This window comes from Rhodovulum steppense, from assembly GCF_004339675.1.
GTDB lineage: Bacteria > Pseudomonadota > Alphaproteobacteria > Rhodobacterales > Rhodobacteraceae > Rhodovulum > Rhodovulum steppense.
In genome coordinates, this window is the sequence record NZ_SLVM01000021.1 from 37,079 (window position 1) to 57,102 (window position 20,024).

General features: G+C 67.5%; 20 protein-coding genes and 1 tRNA gene. 12 read left to right on the forward strand and 9 right to left on the reverse strand.

All coding sequences use genetic code 11. The features are described 5' to 3' along the window. Window positions 1–7: 7 nt before the first annotated feature. Together EV216_RS13425 and regB are read right to left on the reverse strand one after the other, a co-directional pair. Window positions 8–1,546, reverse strand: coding sequence for a PAS-domain containing protein (locus EV216_RS13425; protein ID WP_165899248.1), 1,539 nt, complete (start codon window positions 1,544–1,546; stop codon window positions 8–10). A gap of 108 nt (window positions 1,547–1,654) precedes the next feature. Next, window positions 1,655–3,058 carry a sensor histidine kinase RegB gene (regB, locus tag EV216_RS13430; RefSeq protein ID WP_132696049.1) on the reverse strand — a complete coding sequence of 468 codons (1,404 nt, stop codon included), beginning with the start codon at window positions 3,056–3,058 and terminating at the stop codon, window positions 1,655–1,657. 85 nt (window positions 3,059–3,143) lie between these two features. Here regB and EV216_RS13435 point away from each other — a divergent pair, with 85 nt between their 5' ends. The 3 genes from EV216_RS13435 to EV216_RS13445 are packed head-to-tail and all read left to right on the forward strand — an operon-like array spanning window position 3,144 to window position 4,716. Further along, window positions 3,144–3,788: an SCO family protein gene (locus EV216_RS13435; protein ID WP_132696050.1), complete on the forward strand. Its 645-nt coding sequence runs from the start codon at window positions 3,144–3,146 to the stop codon at window positions 3,786–3,788. Window positions 3,789–3,835: 47 nt separating this feature from the next. After that, entirely contained in the window at window positions 3,836–4,390 is a 555-nt protein-coding gene (locus EV216_RS13440; protein WP_132696051.1) for an ActR/PrrA/RegA family redox response regulator transcription factor, read from the forward strand. Beyond that, window positions 4,387–4,716, forward strand: coding sequence for a hypothetical protein (locus tag EV216_RS13445; RefSeq protein WP_132696052.1), 330 nt, complete (start codon window positions 4,387–4,389; stop codon window positions 4,714–4,716). Before EV216_RS13440 ends, EV216_RS13445 begins: the two co-directional genes overlap by 4 nt. Here EV216_RS13445 and EV216_RS13450 read toward each other — a convergent pair. After that, a complete protein-coding gene (locus tag EV216_RS13450; protein WP_132696053.1) occupies window positions 4,713–5,303 on the reverse strand; it encodes an HD domain-containing protein in 591 nt (196 codons plus the stop codon). The two genes, EV216_RS13445 and EV216_RS13450, sit on opposite strands and share 4 nt — an antisense overlap. A 107-nt stretch (window positions 5,304–5,410) precedes the next feature. Between EV216_RS13450 and ahcY the strand changes: the two genes are divergently transcribed. Further along, a complete protein-coding gene (ahcY, locus tag EV216_RS13455) occupies window positions 5,411–6,805 on the forward strand; it encodes an adenosylhomocysteinase (protein ID WP_132696054.1) in 1,395 nt (464 codons plus the stop codon). A gap of 97 nt (window positions 6,806–6,902) precedes the next feature. Here ahcY and trpB read toward each other — a convergent pair whose 3' ends face one another. Further along, the gene (gene trpB / locus EV216_RS13460) at window positions 6,903–8,108 is read right to left on the reverse strand and encodes a tryptophan synthase subunit beta (protein WP_132696055.1); all 1,206 of its coding nucleotides are present in this window, start codon (window positions 8,106–8,108) and stop codon (window positions 6,903–6,905) included. 175 nt (window positions 8,109–8,283) lie between these two features. Between trpB and EV216_RS13465 the strand changes: the two genes are divergently transcribed. After that, complete coding sequence (locus EV216_RS13465) at window positions 8,284–8,625, forward strand: DUF2853 family protein (RefSeq protein WP_132696056.1); 342 nt, start codon at window positions 8,284–8,286, stop codon at window positions 8,623–8,625. 253 nt (window positions 8,626–8,878) lie between these two features. Here EV216_RS13465 and EV216_RS13470 read toward each other — a convergent pair whose 3' ends face one another. The 4 genes from EV216_RS13470 to tsaD are packed head-to-tail and all read right to left on the reverse strand — an operon-like array spanning window position 8,879 to window position 11,618. Continuing rightward, entirely contained in the window at window positions 8,879–9,292 is a 414-nt protein-coding gene (locus tag EV216_RS13470; protein ID WP_132696057.1) for an EVE domain-containing protein, read from the reverse strand. Continuing rightward, window positions 9,292–9,567, reverse strand: a complete 276-nt coding sequence (locus EV216_RS13475) for a YciI family protein (RefSeq protein ID WP_132696058.1) — start codon at window positions 9,565–9,567, stop codon at window positions 9,292–9,294. The genes EV216_RS13470 and EV216_RS13475 overlap by 1 nt, the downstream gene beginning before the upstream one ends. A gap of 3 nt (window positions 9,568–9,570) precedes the next feature. Continuing rightward, window positions 9,571–10,536 carry an NAD(P)H-dependent glycerol-3-phosphate dehydrogenase gene (locus tag EV216_RS13480; protein ID WP_132696059.1) on the reverse strand — a complete coding sequence of 322 codons (966 nt, stop codon included), beginning with the start codon at window positions 10,534–10,536 and terminating at the stop codon, window positions 9,571–9,573. Further along, window positions 10,533–11,618 carry a tRNA (adenosine(37)-N6)-threonylcarbamoyltransferase complex transferase subunit TsaD gene (tsaD, locus tag EV216_RS13485; RefSeq protein WP_132696060.1) on the reverse strand — a complete coding sequence of 362 codons (1,086 nt, stop codon included), beginning with the start codon at window positions 11,616–11,618 and terminating at the stop codon, window positions 10,533–10,535. The genes EV216_RS13480 and tsaD overlap by 4 nt, the downstream gene beginning before the upstream one ends. Before the next feature lie 75 nt (window positions 11,619–11,693). Between tsaD and EV216_RS13490 the strand changes: the two genes are divergently transcribed. From EV216_RS13490 to EV216_RS13510, 5 genes are all read left to right on the forward strand, one after another. After that, the gene (locus EV216_RS13490; protein ID WP_132696061.1) at window positions 11,694–12,416 is read left to right on the forward strand and encodes a uroporphyrinogen-III synthase; all 723 of its coding nucleotides are present in this window, start codon (window positions 11,694–11,696) and stop codon (window positions 12,414–12,416) included. Window positions 12,417–12,495: 79 nt separating this feature from the next. Further along, window positions 12,496–13,785, forward strand: a complete 1,290-nt coding sequence (locus tag EV216_RS13495; protein ID WP_132696062.1) for a COG4223 family protein — start codon at window positions 12,496–12,498, stop codon at window positions 13,783–13,785. Window positions 13,786–13,798: 13 nt separating this feature from the next. Further along, window positions 13,799–15,196, forward strand: coding sequence for a heme biosynthesis protein HemY (locus tag EV216_RS13500; protein WP_132696063.1), 1,398 nt, complete (start codon window positions 13,799–13,801; stop codon window positions 15,194–15,196). 184 nt (window positions 15,197–15,380) lie between these two features. Then, window positions 15,381–15,456, forward strand: a tRNA-Thr gene (locus EV216_RS13505). Window positions 15,457–15,561: 105 nt separating this feature from the next. After that, complete coding sequence (locus EV216_RS13510) at window positions 15,562–16,152, forward strand: sce7726 family protein (RefSeq protein WP_132696064.1); 591 nt, start codon at window positions 15,562–15,564, stop codon at window positions 16,150–16,152. Here the strand turns inward: EV216_RS13510 and EV216_RS13515 are convergent. Further along, window positions 16,103–17,176 carry a beta family protein gene (locus tag EV216_RS13515; protein ID WP_132696065.1) on the reverse strand — a complete coding sequence of 358 codons (1,074 nt, stop codon included), beginning with the start codon at window positions 17,174–17,176 and terminating at the stop codon, window positions 16,103–16,105. The genes EV216_RS13510 and EV216_RS13515 overlap by 50 nt on opposite strands. Before the next feature lie 442 nt (window positions 17,177–17,618). Here EV216_RS13515 and EV216_RS13520 point away from each other — a divergent pair, with 442 nt between their 5' ends. Then, window positions 17,619–18,332, forward strand: coding sequence for an ABC transporter ATP-binding protein (locus tag EV216_RS13520; protein WP_132696066.1), 714 nt, complete (start codon window positions 17,619–17,621; stop codon window positions 18,330–18,332). Between the two features lie 29 nt (window positions 18,333–18,361). Next, window positions 18,362–19,480, forward strand: coding sequence for a SufD family Fe-S cluster assembly protein (locus EV216_RS13525; RefSeq protein ID WP_207894008.1), 1,119 nt, complete (start codon window positions 18,362–18,364; stop codon window positions 19,478–19,480). The last annotated feature ends 544 nt before the right edge of the window (window positions 19,481–20,024 follow it).

Below are 20,024 nucleotides of genomic sequence, written 5' to 3' on the forward strand. Positions count from 1 at the left end.
GGCCGGATCAGCCCACCGCGCGCGAAACTGCGGGCTCTTCGTCGCGGGCCTGGCAGTCGGCCCGAAAGCCGACCAGAACGGCCCCGCCACCGACCGGCCGCACCCTGCAGGCCAGTCGGCGCCCGTCGCAATGTACCATGCTGCCCGCCCAGGGCTTTCGCTGCCGGATCATGCGGGAGAGTTCGACGGCGGTGCCGATATCTCCGGGAACGCAGTTCTTCTGCCAGACCGCCGTTGCCCCGGCGATGTCCGTGGTCCCCATCACCAGCATCGGATCCTGGCCCCAGAGCGCGGCATATTCAGCGTTCGACATCGTCAGGACACCTGCCCCCGAGAAGACCGCGATGGCCTCGTCCAGGCTGTCGATCACGGCCTGCCCGGTCTCGATCTCGCACCGGAACCGCCGGGTCAAGGACATCTCGGCGCTGATATCCTCGAACAGGAAGGCCACTGCACCATCCGGGTGCGGTCGCCCGGTCACCCGATAGACCTGACCGGAGGGCAGGGTCCAGGTGTCGGAATAGACGCCGTCCTGCGCGTCGCGCTCCAGCCGCATGATCTGTTCCCGCCAGGTGCGGTAATCCTTGGGCTCGGGCATCATCCGGGTCTCGCGCAGCCGGTCAAGCACCGCGATCAGCGTCGGCCGCGCCGTCAGGAACTCGGGCTCGAAGTGAAACAGATCCAGCATCGCCGGATTGAACAGCACCAGTTCGCGCGCCCGGTTGAACACCGCCAGTCCGATCGGCAATTCGGCGAAGGTCTTGGTCAGGGTCTGGACGAAATTGCGCAGCGCGGTTTCGGCGCGGACGGCGGCGTCGGCGGGCAGGGCAAAGCGAAGCCGCGCGCCATCGGCCATGACCGAGACGCAATCGAACCAGCGTTCGCTGCCGTCGCCCGTCTGGATGACTTCGCGATGAGGCGCCTGCCCGCCCGTTTCGGGGGGCGAGAAAAGCGCAGGCAGCGGCCAGCTTGGCTGTGATTCCTCGCTCTGGCGCTGGCGGACCATCGCCAGATAGGCGCTGTTGGCCCAGGCAACCGCGCCCTGCTCGTCCTCCTGCCAGGCCGGGGTGGGCATCGCCTCGACGACATCGCGCAGGGTCGTGAGTTCCGCGGTCATCGCGGCCAGGCTTTGCAGGTCGGGCGCGTCCTGCAAAGCCTCGGGCAGGTGCAGTGCCAGACGGGCCACGCCGTCCAGCCAGGTCGCAGTCAGTTGCGCCGGGCCGCTCGCCTCGGTCATCAGTGCGCAGCCCTCGCTGTCAAGCCGGGCCATCCGATCCCGGAAACCAGGAAACCTCGGTCCGACAAGTGCGCAAAGCCGATGCCAGTCAGACAGCCCCGAGGGGCCGTTCTCCAGAAAGCGCCGGGCCTCGGGCGTGGCATCGACGAGATGATCGCCTTCGAACAGGAAGACGATATTCGTTTCGGCACGCGCCGTTCGTTTTGGCCGACCCAGACGCGGCACGAGTGGCAGCACGAGCAGCGCCAAGGCCGCCGTGGTCAACGACGTCACCCCCATGATCAGCGCGAACACCCAGTCGAACGTCATATCCTGCCCCACAGCCTGTCGCTCAAGGGTCATGTTTTCGCCAGAAGGGTTAACGTCGTCTTAATGCACCGTCTTGGCAGTCCTGATCGTTGCGATGGCCGCGTATGTTCATGCTTCGATGGGCAGGTTCTCGCCCAGCGCCGCCAGTTGGGATTCCGCGCTGACGCCGATGGCCGAGATCGGCCACTGTACCTCGACCACCGCGCCGCGCTGTTCGGTCCGGTCGGCATCCGTCAGGAACGGATCGGACCCGTTGGCAAATATCACCTGCGCGCCCGAGCGTTCCAGAAGCGTCTTGGCGATGAACAGGCCAAGGCCCATCCCCTCGTATTCCGGCCGCTTCTTCTGTTGCAGCGGGTTCTTGCGCTGGCGCACGAAGGGATCGCCGATCCGGCCCAGAAGATGCGGCGGATAGCCCGGCCCGTCATCCATGATGCGGATGGTGATTTCGGCGGGCGTCCATTGCGCCAGCACCCAGACCCGCGTATCGGCGAAATCGACGGCGTTCTGGATCAGGTTTCGCAGCCCGTGGATGATCTCGGGCCGACGATAGACAACGGGCATGCGCGGCGCCCCGCCATGGATCGGCTCGGAGCGGAAGATCAAGTCCTTGCCGCGGTTCACATGCGGCTCGGCGGCCTCATCGACGATGGCCTCCAGCGGCGCGGTGCGCATGTGCAGGTCGTCCTTTCCAGCCCGGCCCATCGAGCGCATGATGTCGCGGCAGCGGTCGGCCTGATCGCGGATCAGCTCCATGTCCTCGCGCAGGTCGGGCCGGTCGGAAAGCTCGTCGATCATCTCGGAACTGACCAGCTTGATCGTGGCCAGCGGCGTGCCCAGCTCATGCGCCGCCGCCGCCACCACGCCGCCCAGATCCGTCAGCTTCTGTTCCCGCGCCAGCGCCATCTGCGTCGCCAGAAGCGCGTCCGACATCTTGTTCATCTCCGAGATCACCCGCTCGGCATAAAGCCCCAGGAACGAGATCCCGATCACCAGCGCCGCCCAGAACCCGAACAGGAAGATCGGCGGCAGGCTCTGCACCGCGCCGTCGGCCGTCACCAGCGGCATGTGGTAGAACGCCAGCAGCGTGAGCAGCGCAAAGGCCACATGCGCCAGGAACAGGGTCGACCGCTGGCTGAGCGCGGTGGCCGAGATCGTGACCGGCGTCAGGATCAGCAGTGCAAACGGGTTGTTCAACCCGCCCGTCAGGTAAAGCAGCGCCGCAAGCTGGACGATGTCGAACAGCAGCGTCAGCATCGTTTCGGTTTCCGACAGGCGCCGGTTCTCGGGGAAGACGGCCACCGCGATGATATTCGCCAGCACCGCGGTTCCCACCACCAGCAGGCACAGCCCCAGGTCGAGCTGGATCTGGAAATAGACCTCGGCGACCACGATCGCGATCACCTGCCCCGCGATCGCGGCCCAGCGCAGCAGGATCAGCGTCCTGAGACGGATCCAGTTGCTGCGCTCGGCGGGCGGCACGAGGCCGGGGGCGGGAACGGGCTCGGGCATGACGGATCCTGTTGCGGGCTTCGCCCTTGTTAATCCGCGCCGGAAGGCCGATCAATGTGAGATGAAGCCTCCGGGGAGCCAGGCCATGAACCGCACAGCCCTAGCCGGGATCGTGTTGATGCTTGCCGCTCTTGTCGGCGGCGGGCTTTATCTCTTGCAGATGGGCCCGGGTGACGACCGGTTCGCCCAGTGCCGCAGCGGTCGGATCGGCGGCGATCCGGCGCAATTGGGCGGTCCGTTCACCCTGATCGACGAAACCGGCGCCACCGTGACCGACCGCGACGTGATCACCGGGCCGACGCTGATCTATTTCGGCTACAGCTTCTGCCCCGATGTCTGCCCGCTGGACAATGCCCGCAACGCCGAGGCCGTGCATCTGCTGGACGCGCGGGGCTATCAGGTTCTGCCGGTCTTCATCTCGATCGATCCCGGGCGCGACACGCCCGAATTGCTGGCCGAGTTCACCGGCTACATGCACCCCCGCATGCTTGGCCTGACCGGCACGCCCGAACAGGTGCGCGCCGCCAGCCGCGCCTATCGCACCTTCTACAGCGTGCAGGACATGGAAGACCCCTATTACCTGATCGACCATTCCACCTTTACCTACCTCGCCTTTCCGGACCTTGGTGTGGTCGAGGTCTTCGGCCGCGACATGACGCCCGAGGAAATGGCGGACCGGGTTGCCTGCTTTGCCGATTCGTTCCGAGTGAAATTGACCCATCCGCGTTAACGTCCTACAAGGAAAAAAATGTCTGGCCCCATCAGGAGGTTGCCCCCATGGCCGACGGCGAACTGAAGGATCTCGGCCCCGATCCGACCCTGCTTATCGTGGACGATGACGAACCGTTCCTGCGCCGTCTTGCCAAGGCGATGGAAAAGCGCGGATTCCAGACGGAAACCGCGGATTCCGTGGCGGCCGGCAAGGCCATCGCGACCGCCCGCCCCCCGGCCTATGCGGTGGTCGATCTGCGGCTTGAGGATGGCAACGGGCTCGACGTGGTCGAGGTGCTGCGCGAAAAGCGTCCCGATGCCAAGATCGTGGTGCTGACCGGCTATGGCGCCATCGCGACCGCCGTGGCCGCGGTCAAGATCGGGGCCACGGATTACCTGTCCAAGCCGGCTGACGCCAATGACGTCACCGCCGCGCTGCTGTCGGATGGCGAGGCGCTTCCGCCCCCGCCCGAGAACCCGATGTCGGCCGATCGCGTGCGGTGGGAGCATATCCAGCGCGTCTACGAGCAATGCGACCGCAACGTGTCGGAAACCGCGCGGCGGCTGAACATGCACCGCCGGACGCTGCAACGCATCCTCGCCAAGCGCAGCCCGAGGTGAGGGCGGGCGCGGCTGCGCTTGTCCTTCTGCTGGCGGGCTGCGTCGCGGCCCCGCCGCAGGACCGGGTTTCGACCCTGTTCCTGCCCGATGCGGGGGGTCTTGCCGTTTCCGGCAGCCCCCTGCGCGTCGATTTCGGCCGTGCGCCCGACGGCGTGATCGCGCCGCTCTCCCGCGAATTGGGGCCGCCCCGCGCCGTGCCACTGACCGGCTGTCCGCAGGGGATCGAGCGGCAACTGGCCTGGGGCGATCTTGTCCTGACCTTCACCCGCGAACAATTCGTCGGCTGGCGACAGGCCGGGGCCGCGGCCGGACAGATCTGCGCCTAAAGCAGCGCCAGCAATTCCGCGTGCCGCGCGGTATAGGCCGCGCGCACCTCGACCGGCGGGCGCAGATGCAGGCAAAGCCCCGCGACCAGCCCGGGTTTCGGCGCGGTGAAGAAGCGGTCCGCCTCCTTCTCCGAGAACCCGGCCAGTTGCGTCGCCTCCAGCCAGGCGGACATCTGGTCGGCCTTCTTGATCTGGGCCTTGACCGTCTTCGGCACCTCGGCCGGCAGCCCGAAGCGGATATGGATCGCCGCCGCCAGCCGCTTGTCGAGCTCGCCATAGGCTGGCCCGACCGCGGCCTTCACCGGCGAGATCATGTCGCCGATCACATATTCCGGCGCGTCGTGCAGCAAGGCCGCCAGCCGCCATTTCACCGGCGCCTCGGGCATCAGCCGGGTAAAGATCGCCTCGACCAGCAGCGAATGTTCGGCCACTGAATAGGGCCAGTCGCCCCGCGTCTGCCCGTTCCAGCGCGCAACAAAGGCCAGCCCATGGGCGATGTCCTCGATCTCGATATCCACGGGTGTCGGGTCCAGCAGGTCCAGCCGCCTGCCCGACAGCATCCTTTGCCACGCGCGCGGTTGCTTCATTTCCGCTCTCCTTCGGTCGTTCGATTGCCACGGGGCGCGCGCATTGTCGACCCGGGCGCGCGGTGCTATGTGCCGCCTGAGCTTCGACACACGAGGAGATTGGCGCAATGGCGCAGGACTACATCGTCAAGGACATTTCGCTGGCCGCGTTCGGTCGCAAGGAACTGGACATCGCCGAAACCGAGATGCCGGGCCTGATGGCGCTGCGCGCCGAATTCGGCGAGACGAAACCGCTGAAAGGCGCGCGCATCGCGGGCAGCCTGCACATGACGATCCAGACCGCGGTCCTGATCGAGACGCTGGTGGCGCTGGGCGCCGATGTGCGCTGGGCGTCGTGCAACATCTTCTCGACCCAGGACCACGCTGCGGCCGCCATCGCCGAGGCGGGCGTGCCCGTCTTCGCCATCAAGGGCGAAACGCTGGTCGATTACTGGGCCTATACCGACAGGATCTTCCAGTTCGCGGAGGGCACCGCCAACATGATCCTCGACGATGGCGGCGATGCCACGCTTTACGTCCTGCTCGGCGCGCGTGTCGAGAATGGCGAGGATGACCTGATCGCCGTGCCTACCTCGGAAGAGGAAGAGGCGTTGTTCGCCCAGATCCGCAAGCGTCTGGCCGAAACCCCCGGCTGGTTCACCCGCCAGCGCGAGGCGATCCGCGGCGTGTCCGAGGAAACGACCACCGGCGTTCACCGCCTTTACGAGCTGCACGCCAAGGGCCTGCTGCCCTTCCCGGCAATCAACGTGAACGACAGCGTCACCAAGTCGAAATTCGACAACAAGTATGGCTGCAAGGAAAGCCTCGTGGACGGCATCCGGCGGGCCACCGACACGATGATGGCGGGCAAGGTCGCCGTCGTCTGCGGCTATGGCGATGTCGGCAAGGGCTCGGCCGCCTCGCTGCGCGGGGCCGGTGCCCGCGTCAAGGTGACCGAGGTCGACCCGATCTGCGCGCTTCAGGCCGCGATGGACGGGTTCGAGGTCGTGCTGCTGGAGGATGTGATCGGCACCGCCGACATCTTCATCACCACCACCGGCAACAAGGACGTGATCCGCATCGAGCATATGCGCGAGATGAAGGACATGGCGATCGTCGGCAATATCGGCCATTTCGACAACGAGATTCAGGTCGCCGCGCTGAAGAACCACAAATGGACCAATATCAAGGACCAGGTGGACATGATCGAGATGCCTTCGGGCGCGCGGATCATCCTTCTGTCCGAGGGGCGCCTGCTGAACCTCGGCAACGCCACCGGCCACCCGTCCTTCGTGATGTCCGCAAGCTTCACCAACCAGGTTCTGGCGCAGATCGAACTGTGGACCAAGGGCGACGACTACCAGCCCGGCGTCTACATCCTGCCCAAGCATCTGGATGAAAAGGTCGCCCGCCTGCATCTGGACAGGATCGGCGTCAAGCTGACCCGGCTGTCGCCCGAACAGGCCGCCTATATCGGCGTGACCCCCGAAGGCCCGTTCAAGCCGGAACATTACCGCTACTGAGATCGGTCCCTTCGCGTGACAGCTGCGCCGTCCGGGGATACCGGGCGGCGCGTTTCGTTTCGGCGGGCGTTTTCAGCCGGAACAGGGACTGATCGGCCTAAAGGTTCTCGCCGAACCCGTAGGTCTGCGTCACATAGTCGATATCCTTGTCGCCCCGCCCCGACAGGTTGATCAGGATCGACTTGCCCGGATGGTTCTCCGCCTCGCGCATGGCAAAGGCCACGGCATGCGCGCTTTCCAGCGCCGGGATGATGCCTTCGTGCCGCGACAGCGCGAAGAAGGCGGCCAGCGCCTCCTTGTCGTCGGCCGCCGTATAGGTGACCCGCCCGGTGCGATGCAGATGCGCATGTTCCGGCCCCACGCCCGGATAGTCGAGCCCCGAGGCCACCGTATGCACCGGCGCCGGGTTGCCGTCCGCATCCTTCAGGACCATCGTGCGAAAGCCGTGGATATCGCCATCCTCGCCATAGGTGATCGTCGCGGCATGGTCGCCCAGCTTCGAGGATGTGCCCAGTGGCTCGACCCCGAAAAGCGCCACGTCGTCGTCGATGAAGCCCGAGAACAGGCCCATCGCGTTCGATCCCCCACCGACACAGGCCGCCACCATGTCGGGCAGCTCGCCCGTCAGTTCCAGAAACTGCTCGCGCGCCTCGACGCCCACCACATGCTGGAAGTTCCTGACCATCATCGGAAAGGGATGCGGCCCCACCACCGAGCCGATGGCGAACAGCGCCGTGTCGGCCTGCCCCAGATAGCTCTGGAAGCACGAATCCACCGCCTCCTTCAGCGACCGCCCGCCAAAGCCCACCGGCACCACCGTCGCGCCCAGCAGCTTCATCCGGGTGACGTTCGGCGCTTCCTTGGCGATGTCGATCTCGCCCATGTGGATTTCGCATTCCATGCCGAAATAGGCCGCCGCCGTCGCCAGCGCCACGCCATGCTGGCCCGCGCCGGTTTCGGCCATCAGCTTGGTCTTGCCCATGAAGCGCGCCAGCAAACCCTCGGCCATGCAATGGTTCAGCTTGTGCGCGCCGGTATGGTTCAGATCCTCGCGCTTGGCATAGATCTGCGCGCCGCCGCACAGCGCCGACAGGTTCTTCAGATGCGAGACCGGCGTCGGTCGGCCCTGGAAATGCTTGCGGATATAGCGCAGCTCGCGGATGAACTCGGCCGACTTGGAAATCCGGTCATAGGCGTCGCGGATCTCCTTGAAATGCGGCTCCAGCGGCGGCGGCAGCATTGCGCCGCCATAGTCCCCGAACCATCCCTCCCGCGTCGGCGTGGTCTTCAGATAGGACGCCATCCCGTTCCCTCCTCGTCGTGACTGGCGCCGATATGACAGCGCCGTGGCGGCGGCCTCAAGGCGTGAAAGCGCCACATCGCAGGGCCGCGCGCAGGTTTTCGTTTTGCCTGATCGGTCTTTTTGCCTAGGGTCCGCTCATGGTGAGGAACGGATTTCTGCAACGGGAGGAGTTCTTATGGGAAAACGCGAAGAGCTGATCGCACGATATGCCGACGACCTGCGCAACAAATGCGGGATCGAACCGGACATGGATTTGCTGACAAAGGTCACCATCGGCTGCGGCCCCGCGATCTACGATGCCGACGCCGCGACCGTCGCCGCCACCCAGCCGGGCGAGATCGAAACGGTTCGGACCAATTTCCTCATCAAGAAGCTGGGCCTGCCCGACGGTCCCGAACTGACCGAGGCGATCAACGCGGTGATCGAGACCTATGGCCAGTCTGAGCGCAACAAGTATCGCGCGGTGGTCTACTACATGCTGACCAAGCATTTCGGCAAGGAACAGATCTACGGCTGATCCTTCGCGGCACGGATCGGGGGCGTCCCCGGCGGGCGCCCTTCGCGTTCCCTGCCCAGTCGTCTCAAATTGCGGGCACTTGCCCTTTGCGCCGAGCGGCAGCCCGGGTTATGGTCCGAACATGCCCTCCAGTATGGTGGGGCCCTCAGATAGGTTCACGTGTGGTGCGCAGGGTGCACGTGGGGTGATGGAGGGTTCCGCATCTGGTGGAGCCCTCCATTTTTTTTCGGAGTGCCGCTGGCGGAATGCCCCGCTACAGCCCGCCCATCTCGCAAACGATCCGCCATTCCTCGTCCGTCACCGGCTGCACCGACAGGCGCGAGTTGTTGACCAGCACCATGCCCGCCAGCCGCGGCTCGGCCTTGCACATCTCCAGCGTCACGGGCCGGGGCAGCGGCTGCACCGCCTTGATGTCCACGCATTCCCAGCGCGGATCTCCGGCCTTGCTGTCGGGATGGGCCTCGGCGATCACCTCGACGATGCCGACCACCGCCTTTTCGCTGAGCGAGTGATAGAAGAACCCCCGATCCCCCAGCCTCATCGCCCGCATGTTGTTGCGCGCCTGATAGTTGCGCACGCCGTCCCATTCCTCGCCCGCATCGCCGCGGGCCACCTGGTCGTCCCAGCTCCAGGTGTTGGGCTCGGACTTGAACAGCCAATACGCCATCAGCCGATCACCCGTTTCCATTCCTCGATCACGACGCTGTCGAACAGCCCCGCCTTGGCGTAAGGGTCGCCCGTCGCCCAGGTCTCGGCCGCCGCGCGGTCGGCCACGTCCAGGATCACCAGCGAGCCGCACATCTGCCCGGCGCCGTCCAGGAACGGCCCGGCCTGCGCTACCACGCCAGATTGTTCGATATAGCCCAGATGGGCGGCGCGGTTGTCCAGGCGGGTTTGCAGATGGCCGGGCCTGTCCCGGCAGATCAGCGCGAAAAGCGGCATGTCTCATTCCTCCTTCAGCGGGCGGCTCAAGAGGATCTTGACCGCCTCGGAAATGCTGCGCCGGCCGTCGATCACATGGGCGACGCTTTGGGTCACCGGCATGTCGATGCCGCGCGCCGTGGCGATGGCGGCAACGGCGCGGGCGGTGGCCGCGCCCTCGACCGTCACCTCGGGGTCGAAATATTGACCCTTGCCCAGCGCCACGCCAAAGCTGAAATTGCGCGACTGCGCCGAGGTGCAGGTCAGCACCAGATCGCCGAAGCCCGACAGCCCTGCCAGCGTTTCGGGCTCCGCGCCATAGACGCGGGCAAAGCGCTGCATCTCGGCAAAGCCCCGCGTGATCAGCGCCGCCCGCGCGCTTTCGCCCAGCCCCGTGCCGATCACGATGCCCGCCGCAATCGCCATCACGTTCTTCAGTGCGCCGCCCAGTTCCGCCCCCACCGTGTCGGTCGTGCGGTAAAGCCTGAGCGTCTGCGTGGACAGCCGTTCCTGCAAGGCCACGCCCACGGACGGGTCGGCGCAGGCCAGGGTCAGCGCGGTCGGCAGCCCGCGCGCGATGTCGGCGGCAAAGCTGGGTCCGGTCAGCACCGCGGGCACCGTCTCGGGGCAGTTCTCGGCGATGATCGCCACCGGCCCCCGCCCCGTCGCCAGATCGACCCCCTTGCAACAGGCCACCATCGCCCGGGCCCCCAGCCGCGGACCATAGGTTTCCAGCACGCTTGCCAGCACCTGCATGGGCGTTGCCAGCAGAACAAGTTCCGAACCGCCGATCGCGTCGATATCGGACGTGATCGCCACATTCGGCGGCAGTTGCACACCCGGTAGGCGGGGGTTTTCGTTGCACTGCCGGATTTCCTCGGCAAACGGTTCTTCATGCGCCCAGATCGCCACGTCGCGCCCGGCTTCGGCCAGCACGACGCCCATTGCCGTGCCGAAGGCGCCTGCGCCTGCAATCCCGATCACGCTCATGCCTTGGCTCCTTTCTTGCCCGCGCCGATCAGGGCGGGTTGTGTCTCGTCCAGCGGCCAGCGCGGCCGGGCGATCAGGTCCATTCCGTCGCGCGCGCCCAGCCGGAACCGCTCCAGCCCCGCCCATGCGATCATCGCCGCATTGTCGGTGCACAAGGCAAGCGGCGGCGCAACAAAGCGCAGCCCCGCATCGCCTGCGACCTGCTCCAGTGCCGCGCGGATCACGCGGTTCGCGGCGACACCCCCCGCCACCGCCAGCGCGCGCGCCCCGGGGGCCGCCGCCACCGCCCGGGCCGCCTTGCCCGCCAGCACATCGCACACCGCCGCCTGGAACGCCGCGCACAGGTCGGCGCGGTCCTGAACGGTGATCCCGCCCTTTTCCGCGATCAGCGCATCCCGCGCCCGCAGCAGCGCGGTCTTCAATCCGGAAAAGGACATGTCGCAGCCCGGCCGGTCCATCAGCGGGCGCGGAAAGGCAAACCGCCCCGGATCGCCCGCCATCGCCGCGCGTTCGACCTCTGGCCCGCCGGGCTGGGGCAGGCCCAGCAGCTTTGCGGTCTTGTCGAACGCCTCGCCCGGGGCGTCGTCGATGGTGCCGCCCAGCCGCGTGAAATCCTCGACGCCCGCGACCGACAGGAACTGGCAATGCCCGCCCGAGGCCAGAAGCATCAGATAGGGAAAGTCCAGCCCGTCGGTCAGCCGCGGCGTCAGCGCATGCCCCGCCAGATGGTTCACCCCCACCAGCGGCAGCCCAGTCGCCGCGCAAATCCCCTTGGCGCACATCACGCCCGCCAGCACGCCGCCGATCAGCCCCGGCCCCGCCGTCACCGCCACCGCGTCCAGATCGCCCAGCCCCACACCCGCAGCGGCCAGCGCCTGCTCCACGCACAGGTCGATCTTCTCGGCATGCGCCCGGGCCGCAATCTCGGGCACCACGCCGCCAAAGGGCGCGTGCAGCGCGGTCTGCCCCCGCACGACCGAGGACAGGATTTCGGGCGGGCACCCGGCGCGCTGGCGCACCACGGCCGCGGCGGTATCGTCGCAGCTGCTTTCCAGCCCCAATACGGTAAGGGTGTCGCCCATGGCTCTGCCGTTGCCTCGTCTGACCGCGGCAGGTAACACCAGCCCGACCACCGGCACAATCCCGCGAGGCCCGCCTTGCCCCATGAACGCCCCCTTCTGCTGCTGACCCGTCCCCGGGCGCAATCGGCCCGCTTCGCCGACGAGTTCACCGCCCGGTTCGGCACGGGCTTCGACATCCTGACCGCGCCGGTGATGGAAATCGTGCCCGAGGCCGATCCGATCCCGCTGGACGGAGTGACGGCGCTGATCTTCACCTCGGAGAACGGGGTCGCGGCCTTTGCTGCCGTCCAGCCCGACCGCTCGCTTCATGCCTGGTGCGTGGGCGAGCGGACGGCGGATGCGGCCCGGGCCGCGGGGTTCACCGCCACCGCGTCCGAAGGCACCGCCGAAACCCTGGTGCGCGACCTTGCGGCGGCGGGGCCAAGCGGCAGGCTGCTGCATCTGCGGGGCGAACATGCCGCGGGCGATGTAAAGGGCGATCTGACCGCGCTGGGCTTCGAGATCGAGACGCGCGTGGTCTACCGGCAGGCGGCGCTGCCCTTCGGCGCGGATGTTCTGGCCCGCGTCGCGCAGGCGCCGCTGACGCTGCTGCCGCTGTTTTCGCCGCGTTCCGCCCGGCTGGTGGGCGCGCAGCTAGGCGACAGCCCGGCCCGGCTTGCCCTTGTGCCCATGAGCCCCGCGGTCACCGCCGCCTGGACAGGCCCCGCGCCGGTTGTCCTGTGCCCGGCCGCGCGGCCAGACGGCCCGGCGATGCTGGACGCCCTGGGCGAGGCGATTACCGCGGCCCCAGCGTCTTGAGACCACAGGGGCGAGCCAGTATGGTTCGCCGCGTCGCCCAGCGCGGCCCAAGGCGTAGCGAATCGAAAGGCGGTTTTCCGTGGCAAATACCCCAGACGACAAGGATCCCGTGAAGACCGACACGCTGTCGCAGCCAGAGGCCGAAACCGGCCCCGAACAGCCCGCGCCCACGGAATCCGAGACGCCCCCCGCCACCGACGGCACAGAGGCCCAGGGCGACGCGCCCCGCGATCTGGCCGACACGATCGACGAGGCGACCGCGGCTTGGGACGATGCCAGGCCGACCGCCGAGCCCGCACCCGCCGCGGCCCCGAAAGCCGCGAAACCGGCCCCCGCGCCCCAGGCCCGGGGCGGCTTCCTCGCGCCCGTGATCGGCGGCGTTCTGGCCGCGGGCCTCGGCTTTGCCGCCGCCAATGTCATCCAGCCCGAGGGCTGGCCCTTCCCCGGATCCGGTGCCGGTCTCGGCGACGAGATGCGCGCCGTCCTGGCCGCCTCGGACGCCCGGCTGGCCGAGACGCAGGCCCAGATCGGGGCCCTTCAGGACCAGATCGCCGCATTGGCCGAGGCGGGCAATGCCGGGGCCGAGGCGCTTGCCCCCCAGATCGCCGCCCTAGCCGAGCAGACCTCCGGGCTGTCGGGCCGGACGGCGGATCTTGCCGACCGCCTTGCCGGGCTCGATGCGCGCGTCGAGGATCTTTCCAAGGCCCAGCTTGCCGTGGCCGGGGAACAGGCCGCCGAGGCCGTTGCCGCCTATGAGCGCGAGATCGCCGCGATGCGCGCGGAACTCGCCACCCAGCGCGACGAGAATGCCCAGCTGGCCGAGTCGGTGTCTGCCGTCGCCGACCGGGCCGAGGCCGAGGTCGATGCCGCCATGGACCGCGCCGCCCAGATCGAGGCGCGCGCCGCGCTGATGCGGATCGACGCCGCGCTGGCCAGCGGTGCCGCCTTCGACGGCGCGCTCGACCAGTTCGCGGGGGTCGAGATGCCCGACGTGCTGGCGCGCCTCGCCGCACAGGGCGCGCCCACGCTTGCCACGCTCCAGCGCGATTTCCCGCCCGCCGCGCGCGCGGCGCTGGACGCGGCGCTGCGGGTCGAGGCCGCGGGCAGCGCGGGCGACCGCGTCAATGCCTTCCTGCGCAGCCAGCTTGGCCTGCGCTCGCTCGCGCCCCGCGAGGGGGACGACGCAGATGCCGTCCTTTCGCGGGCCGAGGCGGCGCTGCGCGGTGGCGACCTGCGCGCCGCGCTGACCGAGCTTGACGCCCTGCCGGACCCCGCCCGCGACGAGATGTCGGGCTGGATCGCCGCCGCCACGGATCGCGCCGATGCCCTCGAGGCCGCCCGCGCGCTCGAGCAAAGCCTGAACCAGTAAGGACGCGCGACACATGCTCTGGTCTATTCTCAAGATCCTCATCTTCGTCGCGATCGTCGCGGGCCTGACCTATGGCGCCGGCATCCTGATGGAAAACGCCCCCGGCCTGCGCATCGCGGTGGCCGATATCGAATTCGCCCTCGGCCCGCTGCAGGCGGTGATCCTCGCGCTGGCGCTGGTGGCCGCGGTGTGGCTGTTGCTCAAGCTGGCGGGCTTTCTGGTCGCGCTGCTGCGGTTTCTGAACGGCGACGAAACCGCGATCTCGCGCTATTTCAACCGTTCGCGCGAACGCCGCGGCTTCCAGGCGCTGGCCGATGGCATGCTGGCGCTGGCCTCGGGCGAATCCCGGCTGGCGATGTCGAATGCCGCCAAGGCCGAACGCTACCTGCGGCGGCCGGAGCTGACCAACCTCCTGTCCGCGCAGGCCGCCGAGATGTCCGGCGACCGCACGCGCGCCACCGAGATCTACAAGAAGCTCCTGCAGGACGACCGGACCCGTTTCGTCGGCATCCGCGGGCTGATGAAGCAGAAACTGTCCGAGGGCGACACCGACACCGCGATGAAGCTGGCCGAAAAGGCGTTCGCGCTGAAACCCCGGCATGAGGAAACCCAGGACACGCTGTTGCAGCTGCAGGCCCGGGCCGAGGACTGGAAGGGCGCGCGCCAGACCCTGAACGCCAAGCTGCGGCATGGCTCGCTGCCCCGCGACGTCCACAAGCGGCGCGATGCGATCCTCGCACTGTGCGAGGCGCGCGACCTGATGGTCGATGGCGAGGGGCCGCGGGCGCGCGACATGGCGATCGAGGCGAACCGGCTGTCGCCCGACCTGATCCCCGCCGCGGCGCTGGCCGCCCGTGCGCTGGACCAGCAGGACAAGCCGAAACAGGCGCTCAAGGTCCTGAAACGGGCCTGGGAAATCCAGCCCCATCCCGACCTCGCCGCCGCCTTCGCCGAGCTTCAGCCCGACGAGACCCCGGCCGAGCGGGTGACCCGGTTCGAGACCCTGGCCGCAGGCAAGCCCGACGAGCCCGAAACCCGCATGCTGATGGCCGAACTGCACATCGCCGCCGAGGATTTCCCCGCCGCCCGCAAGGCGCTGGGCGATCTGGTCGCGACCGACCCCACCGCGCGCGTGCTGACCCTGATGGCCGCGATCGAGCGCGGCATGGGCGCCGATGACAGCGTGGTGCGCGGCTACCTCGCCCGCGCCCTCAGCGCGCCGCCTGGGTCGCAATGGGTCTGCGACAGCTGCAGCGCTGCGCATGAAACCTGGGCGCCGGTCTGCACCCGCTGCCACGGCTTCGACACCCTGGCCTGGAAACGTGCCCCCGCCCCCCAGATCGCCCTGCCCGGCGCGGCCGACATGCTGCCCCTGCTGGTCGGCGCAGCCGATGGCGGGTCTGCGGGCTAGCCGCGAAAAAAGGGACTACACACCCTCCCAAGAGGGTGCTAAAGACCCCGCCACCAGTGCCGGTATGGCTCAGTTGGTAGAGCAATTCATTCGTAATAGTGCTCTCACTTCGGGGCTAGGCGGTTGACGAGTAACGATAATAAGTGCCCTAAAACGGGCCGCTAAGACGGAAAAAGACGGAGATGCCGCAGTAGCTCAGCTGGTAGAGCAATGCATTCGTAATGCATGGGTCGGGGGTTCGAGTCCCTTCTGCGGCACCATTTCCTCCCCTCCTGCGACAAACTGAATCAGCGGGTTGGGCTCTGGATTCCTTTTCCGGGGCAAACGGCGTATGATTCGGGGTTGGGAGGCCGCAATGGAATTTGATGCGTGACAGGGATGTGAGGGCGAGCGTCTGGCGCTGGCTTGAGGTTGCCCATGCGGGGGACCCCGACACGCTGATGCTTGATGAACTAGGCATCCTGAATGGCGCCACCCGCATCGACATTGCAGTGATAAACGGACAGATTGAGGGCTTCGAGCTCAAGAGCGAGCGCGACACCCTAGAGCGCCTCCCGGCGCAGAGGGACCTTTACAACAAGGTCCTTGACCGCATCAGCCTTGTCGTTGCCGAGAACCACCGCGAGGCGGCAGAGGCTATGATCCCGGACTGGTGGGGGCTCGCCATTGCCAGCAGCGGGCCGGACGGCGTTGAAGTGGCGCGCGAGAGGCCACCGGAGATGAACCCCGGGCTGGACGCCGCGACCCTCGCATCCCTCCTCTGGCGCGATGAGGCGCTGGCAGTCCTAGAGCGCTACGGTGCCGCGCGCGGGGTCAAGAGCAAGCCCCGCGAGGCGCTGTATGAACGCCTCGCGGTCGCGCTGGACCTCGACATGGTGCGGGCCGAAGTCCGCGCTGCCCTCAAGGCTAGGGCAGGATGGCGAGTTGACCGGCGATCTCAGCAATGTGGTGGTTGACCCCAATCGTCACCCAAGTCTCAAGGTTGCCCTGACCCTCCGCCCGGCGGTGGATGCGCATGATTTTCCCGTCACCAAAGGAGAACGGCTCGCCCCGGTACTGTGGCATGGCAACGATGGTGTCTGCGTGTCCGAGGAACTGGGCGAAGCCCTGGCCCCCGCGCGTCCGGGTGCCCTGCCCACGCAGGAGTATCCAAGTGTCCTCGAATGTGTAGCGGACACTGGCGGTCGGGTTCATGGTGCGGGGGTCCAGCCCCTCCTCGACAGGGATGGGATGGATTGTCGCGTAGTCGCCATAGCTGACCACGCGGCCCGCCGCATTCCGGTTTGCGAGCCACACGGCCCATTCGTGCCGCTCCACGATGTGAGTGCCGACTGCGAAGCCTGACAGGTTCTCCGGGAATGATCCCGCAACCAGAGCCAGCGCCGCCCAGTCAGCGGCGAAGGGCACAGCGGCCAGCGCGCCCCGGGCGGTGATGACCGACCGGCCCTTTGTCGCGATGTATCCCATGTCCACCACGAAGTCGGCACCTGCGGGCTGCGCCCCGCATTCGTCCAGCATCTCGCGGACCACATCGCCAATGTCGGGCTCGGCAAGGTCGTCAGGTGTCATGCGGAACACCGGGCTCAGGCCGTAGTCTGCGCAGACCGATGCAACTGCCGCCACATAGGCATCGTCGCTTGCCAGCCTCAGCACCGGGCTTGCATTGGCGCGGTCGTCAGCGGCGGCGATCTGGTCAAAGAAGTGGCGGACGGGGTGGACGCCACCGGCGCACCGCGCATCGGGGTCAATATCCCCGAGGTCAACCGCAGCGCTGTGGCCTGCCCAAGCCGAGTTGAGCCTGTCGGCGTCTTGGGCAATCCGCTGGTCAAACGCCCCATCGGTGTCGCCGCCCGGCGGCGGGTTGAAGGCATGTGACGAGATGTTGAGCAGCGGCTTCGTCACGGCCTTGTGGGCATCGGAGAGGTTGGTGAGCGCGGTCTGTTCGCCGCGCTTGAAGCGGAGGATCGGTCGATAGGTCATGTTGCCTGATTCCTTGGCGCAACCCTAGCACAACAAGAACAAGTCGTGAACTCCACTAGTCTGCCCTGAACGCATCGCCTTTTGCTGCCTGGCTGATTGAAACCTCCACGATCCGGTCGAGAACTCGGGCCTGATCTTTCCATTTCATCACCAGCTTGCCGGGGTCCATCCCGTAGTCAGCCACTATGTCCCGGAGCTGTTCAAAGCTGAGGGCCGCAAGGCGCTCCCGCAGGGCGGCTTCCCCCTCCCGCGCAACCGACACCGGGTCTAACCGCATGGATTCAAAATGTGAATCCTCGGCAGACAGAGTTCTGCAACAACGCCGCCCTGCGACAGAATAGTTGATGAAAAGGCTCGGGCATGTGTTAACGTGCCCCTGACGCGGCCCAGCAACCCCGTTCCAAGCCAGGTCCTTCCGCGCCAACCCCGATAGGGAGGGACCATGCTTGAGATCGAGGATCTGTGCGTTGAGGTGGCCGGAAAGTCGGTTCTCGACGGCGTAACGCTGCACCTGCCGCCGGGCGAACTGCATGTGCTGCTGGGTCCGAACGGGTCAGGAAAGTCGAGCCTTCTGGCCAGCATCCTCGGCCTTCCGCCCTACAGGATCACCCGCGGCGCGATCCGCCTTGACGGTGTGCCGCTGACCGACCTGCCGCTGCATGAGCGCGCCCGGCTTGGCATCGGCATGGCGTTCCAGCGCCCGCCCGGCCTCGACGGCGTGTCGGTCTCGGCCTTTGCCGAGGCGCTGGGGGCGGGCGAGACGCTGGCGCGCGAGGCGGCGGCGCTGGACCTGACTGATTTCGTGCGGCGCGACATGAATGTCGGTTTCTCGGGCGGCGAGATCAAGCGCTGGGAAATCCTCAAGCTGTTCCTTCAGGATCCCCGCCTGATGCTGTTCGACGAACCCGAAAGCGGCGTCGATCTTGAACATGTCATCGCCATCGGCCAGGCGATCCGGCGCATGGTGCGCAGCCCCGACCGCCAGGACCGCCCGCGCGCCGGGCTGGTCATCACCCATACCGGCCTGATCCTGCGCCATGTCGCGGCCGACTGCGCGCATATCGTCAGGGATGGGCGCCTGATCCATTCGGGCGATCCCCAGACGCTTTTCACCCATATCCAGACCCACGGCTACAGCGTACCCGACGCGGCCTGACCGCGCGGTCGAGAACAAGGAGCACAGCGATGGACGACATGACGACGACAGCCGGCGCCCTGACCAATGCCGAGCGCGACATCCTGCACGAGGTCGGTTTTGCCGACGAATCCACCCGCGCCGGTACCTCGATCCTTGCCGATCAGACGATGCGCATGGCGCTGTCGCACGATCCTGGCGTCGAGATTCTGCCGCTTGCCCAGGCGCTGAACACCTATGATTTCGTTCAGGGGCTGATGTTCGGGCTGGTCGATCCCGAGGAGAACGAGCATGTCCGCCTGGTCGCCGAGCACATGCACGATCCGCTTGGCCATTTCATCTGGGTCAAGCCGGGCGCGAAGGTGAAACTGCCGGTGCAGAGCTTTACCCTGCTCGAAACGCCCCAGGGCCGCCAGTTCACCCATGACATCACCCTGATCGACGAGGGCGCCGAGGTCGAGATGCTCTCGGGGTCTGCGGTGCCCGCCTCGGTGCGCAAGGGCCGCCACATCTCGATCGGCGAGACCTACATCCGGGCGAATGCCACCTGCCGTTCGGTCACGATCGAGCATTGGGGCCCCGAGATGGAGGTTCATTCCTATGGCTGGTCGCGGATGGAGGCCGGGGCCACCTCGACCTCGACCGCGATCATGATGTCGCCGATCCGCCATCATGCCAGCCATTCGGTCTCGATCCTCGACGCGGGGGCCAGCGCAACATCGCAGGCTGTCGTCTTCGCGCCCGAGGGCACCTCGCGGGTGCTGGCCAGCGAAGCCCGCCTGATCGCCCCGGGCGCCCGGTCGCAGGACGTGACGCGGATGGTCTCGGCCGGGGGCGTCATCGAGAACCGTGCGCTTCTGGTCGGCGCGGCCGCCGGGACCGAGGGGTTCCTGGGCTGCGACGGGCTCAAGCTGACCGATGCGGGCGAGATCCGCGCGGTGCCGTCGCTTTCGGCGCTGGCCGAGGGCACGCAGCTTTCGCACGAGGCATCGGTGGGCCGGATCGACGGCGAGAAGCTCGCCTATCTGATGGCCTCGGGCATGTCCGAGGATGCAGCGCGCGACCTGATCGTGCAGGGCTTCCTGTCGCTGTCGGACGACCAGATCCCCGCCTCGCTGCGCGCCCGCGTCGCCGCCATGGTCGCCGAGGCGAAATCGGGGGGGATGTAAGCGGCGCCAGCTTGGCCGCCGTGGCAGTGCCCCGTCCCGGAGCGGATCGCAGGCGGCGCAGGCATGACCCCGCAAGTCGGGTCCTTGCGTGTTCCTGTGATCGGGAGATTGTCACAATCCTCTTGAAACGATGATCTTGTCGCGCGCGGCGCGCGTCTGCGGCCGCCGCATGGAGGGCCCGGGTCGCAGCGTCTTTCCGAAGGGACTTTTCCCGATAAGAATATTCTGGTTTTAGGGTGGCCGCCCCGCCCGACACCTCCGCCCTGCCTGAGGCAGCCTGTCCTGTGCTGGTCGGGGCTGATCGGCGCCTGGCTGGCGGCGGCGGCGGGCTTCTGCTGGAGCGAGGCGCGGCTTGCGGCCTGGCATGCGCGCGGCCGCTGAGAGGGCGCGGCACGTCCGGTGGCGGCCGACAGGTCTGGCGGGCGCGCTGCGGACCCGGTCCGGACGATGGTCCGGACGATGGGTAGCCGCCCCCTGCCGACCGCCCGATCGGCCCGGCAGGGGGCAGGATCAGGGCGCCACCGGGCCCCGATCCGCCTGCGCC

Excerpts from the sequence above, each read along its gene's own strand:
- EV216_RS13425 (WP_165899248.1), bottom strand. The coding sequence starts at position 1,546 with ATGACGTTCGACTGGGTGTTCGCGCTGATCATGGGGGTGACGTCGTTG.
- regB (WP_132696049.1), bottom strand. The coding sequence starts at position 3,058 with ATGCCCGAGCCCGTTCCCGCCCCCGGCCTCGTGCCGCCCGCCGAGCGC.
- EV216_RS13435 (WP_132696050.1), top strand. The coding sequence starts at position 3,144 with ATGAACCGCACAGCCCTAGCCGGGATCGTGTTGATGCTTGCCGCTCTT.
- EV216_RS13440 (WP_132696051.1), top strand. The coding sequence starts at position 3,836 with ATGGCCGACGGCGAACTGAAGGATCTCGGCCCCGATCCGACCCTGCTT.
- EV216_RS13450 (WP_132696053.1), bottom strand. The coding sequence starts at position 5,303 with ATGAAGCAACCGCGCGCGTGGCAAAGGATGCTGTCGGGCAGGCGGCTG.
- ahcY (WP_132696054.1), top strand. The coding sequence starts at position 5,411 with ATGGCGCAGGACTACATCGTCAAGGACATTTCGCTGGCCGCGTTCGGT.
- trpB (WP_132696055.1), bottom strand. The coding sequence starts at position 8,108 with ATGGCGTCCTATCTGAAGACCACGCCGACGCGGGAGGGATGGTTCGGG.
- EV216_RS13465 (WP_132696056.1), top strand. The coding sequence starts at position 8,284 with ATGGGAAAACGCGAAGAGCTGATCGCACGATATGCCGACGACCTGCGC.
- EV216_RS13470 (WP_132696057.1), bottom strand. The coding sequence starts at position 9,292 with ATGGCGTATTGGCTGTTCAAGTCCGAGCCCAACACCTGGAGCTGGGAC.
- EV216_RS13475 (WP_132696058.1), bottom strand. The coding sequence starts at position 9,567 with ATGCCGCTTTTCGCGCTGATCTGCCGGGACAGGCCCGGCCATCTGCAA.
- EV216_RS13480 (WP_132696059.1), bottom strand. The coding sequence starts at position 10,536 with ATGAGCGTGATCGGGATTGCAGGCGCAGGCGCCTTCGGCACGGCAATG.
- tsaD (WP_132696060.1), bottom strand. The coding sequence starts at position 11,618 with ATGGGCGACACCCTTACCGTATTGGGGCTGGAAAGCAGCTGCGACGAT.
- EV216_RS13500 (WP_132696063.1), top strand. The coding sequence starts at position 13,799 with ATGCTCTGGTCTATTCTCAAGATCCTCATCTTCGTCGCGATCGTCGCG.
- EV216_RS13510 (WP_132696064.1), top strand. The coding sequence starts at position 15,562 with ATGCGTGACAGGGATGTGAGGGCGAGCGTCTGGCGCTGGCTTGAGGTT.
- EV216_RS13515 (WP_132696065.1), bottom strand. The coding sequence starts at position 17,176 with ATGACCTATCGACCGATCCTCCGCTTCAAGCGCGGCGAACAGACCGCG.
- EV216_RS13520 (WP_132696066.1), top strand. The coding sequence starts at position 17,619 with ATGCTTGAGATCGAGGATCTGTGCGTTGAGGTGGCCGGAAAGTCGGTT.
- EV216_RS13525 (WP_207894008.1), top strand. The coding sequence starts at position 18,362 with ATGGACGACATGACGACGACAGCCGGCGCCCTGACCAATGCCGAGCGC.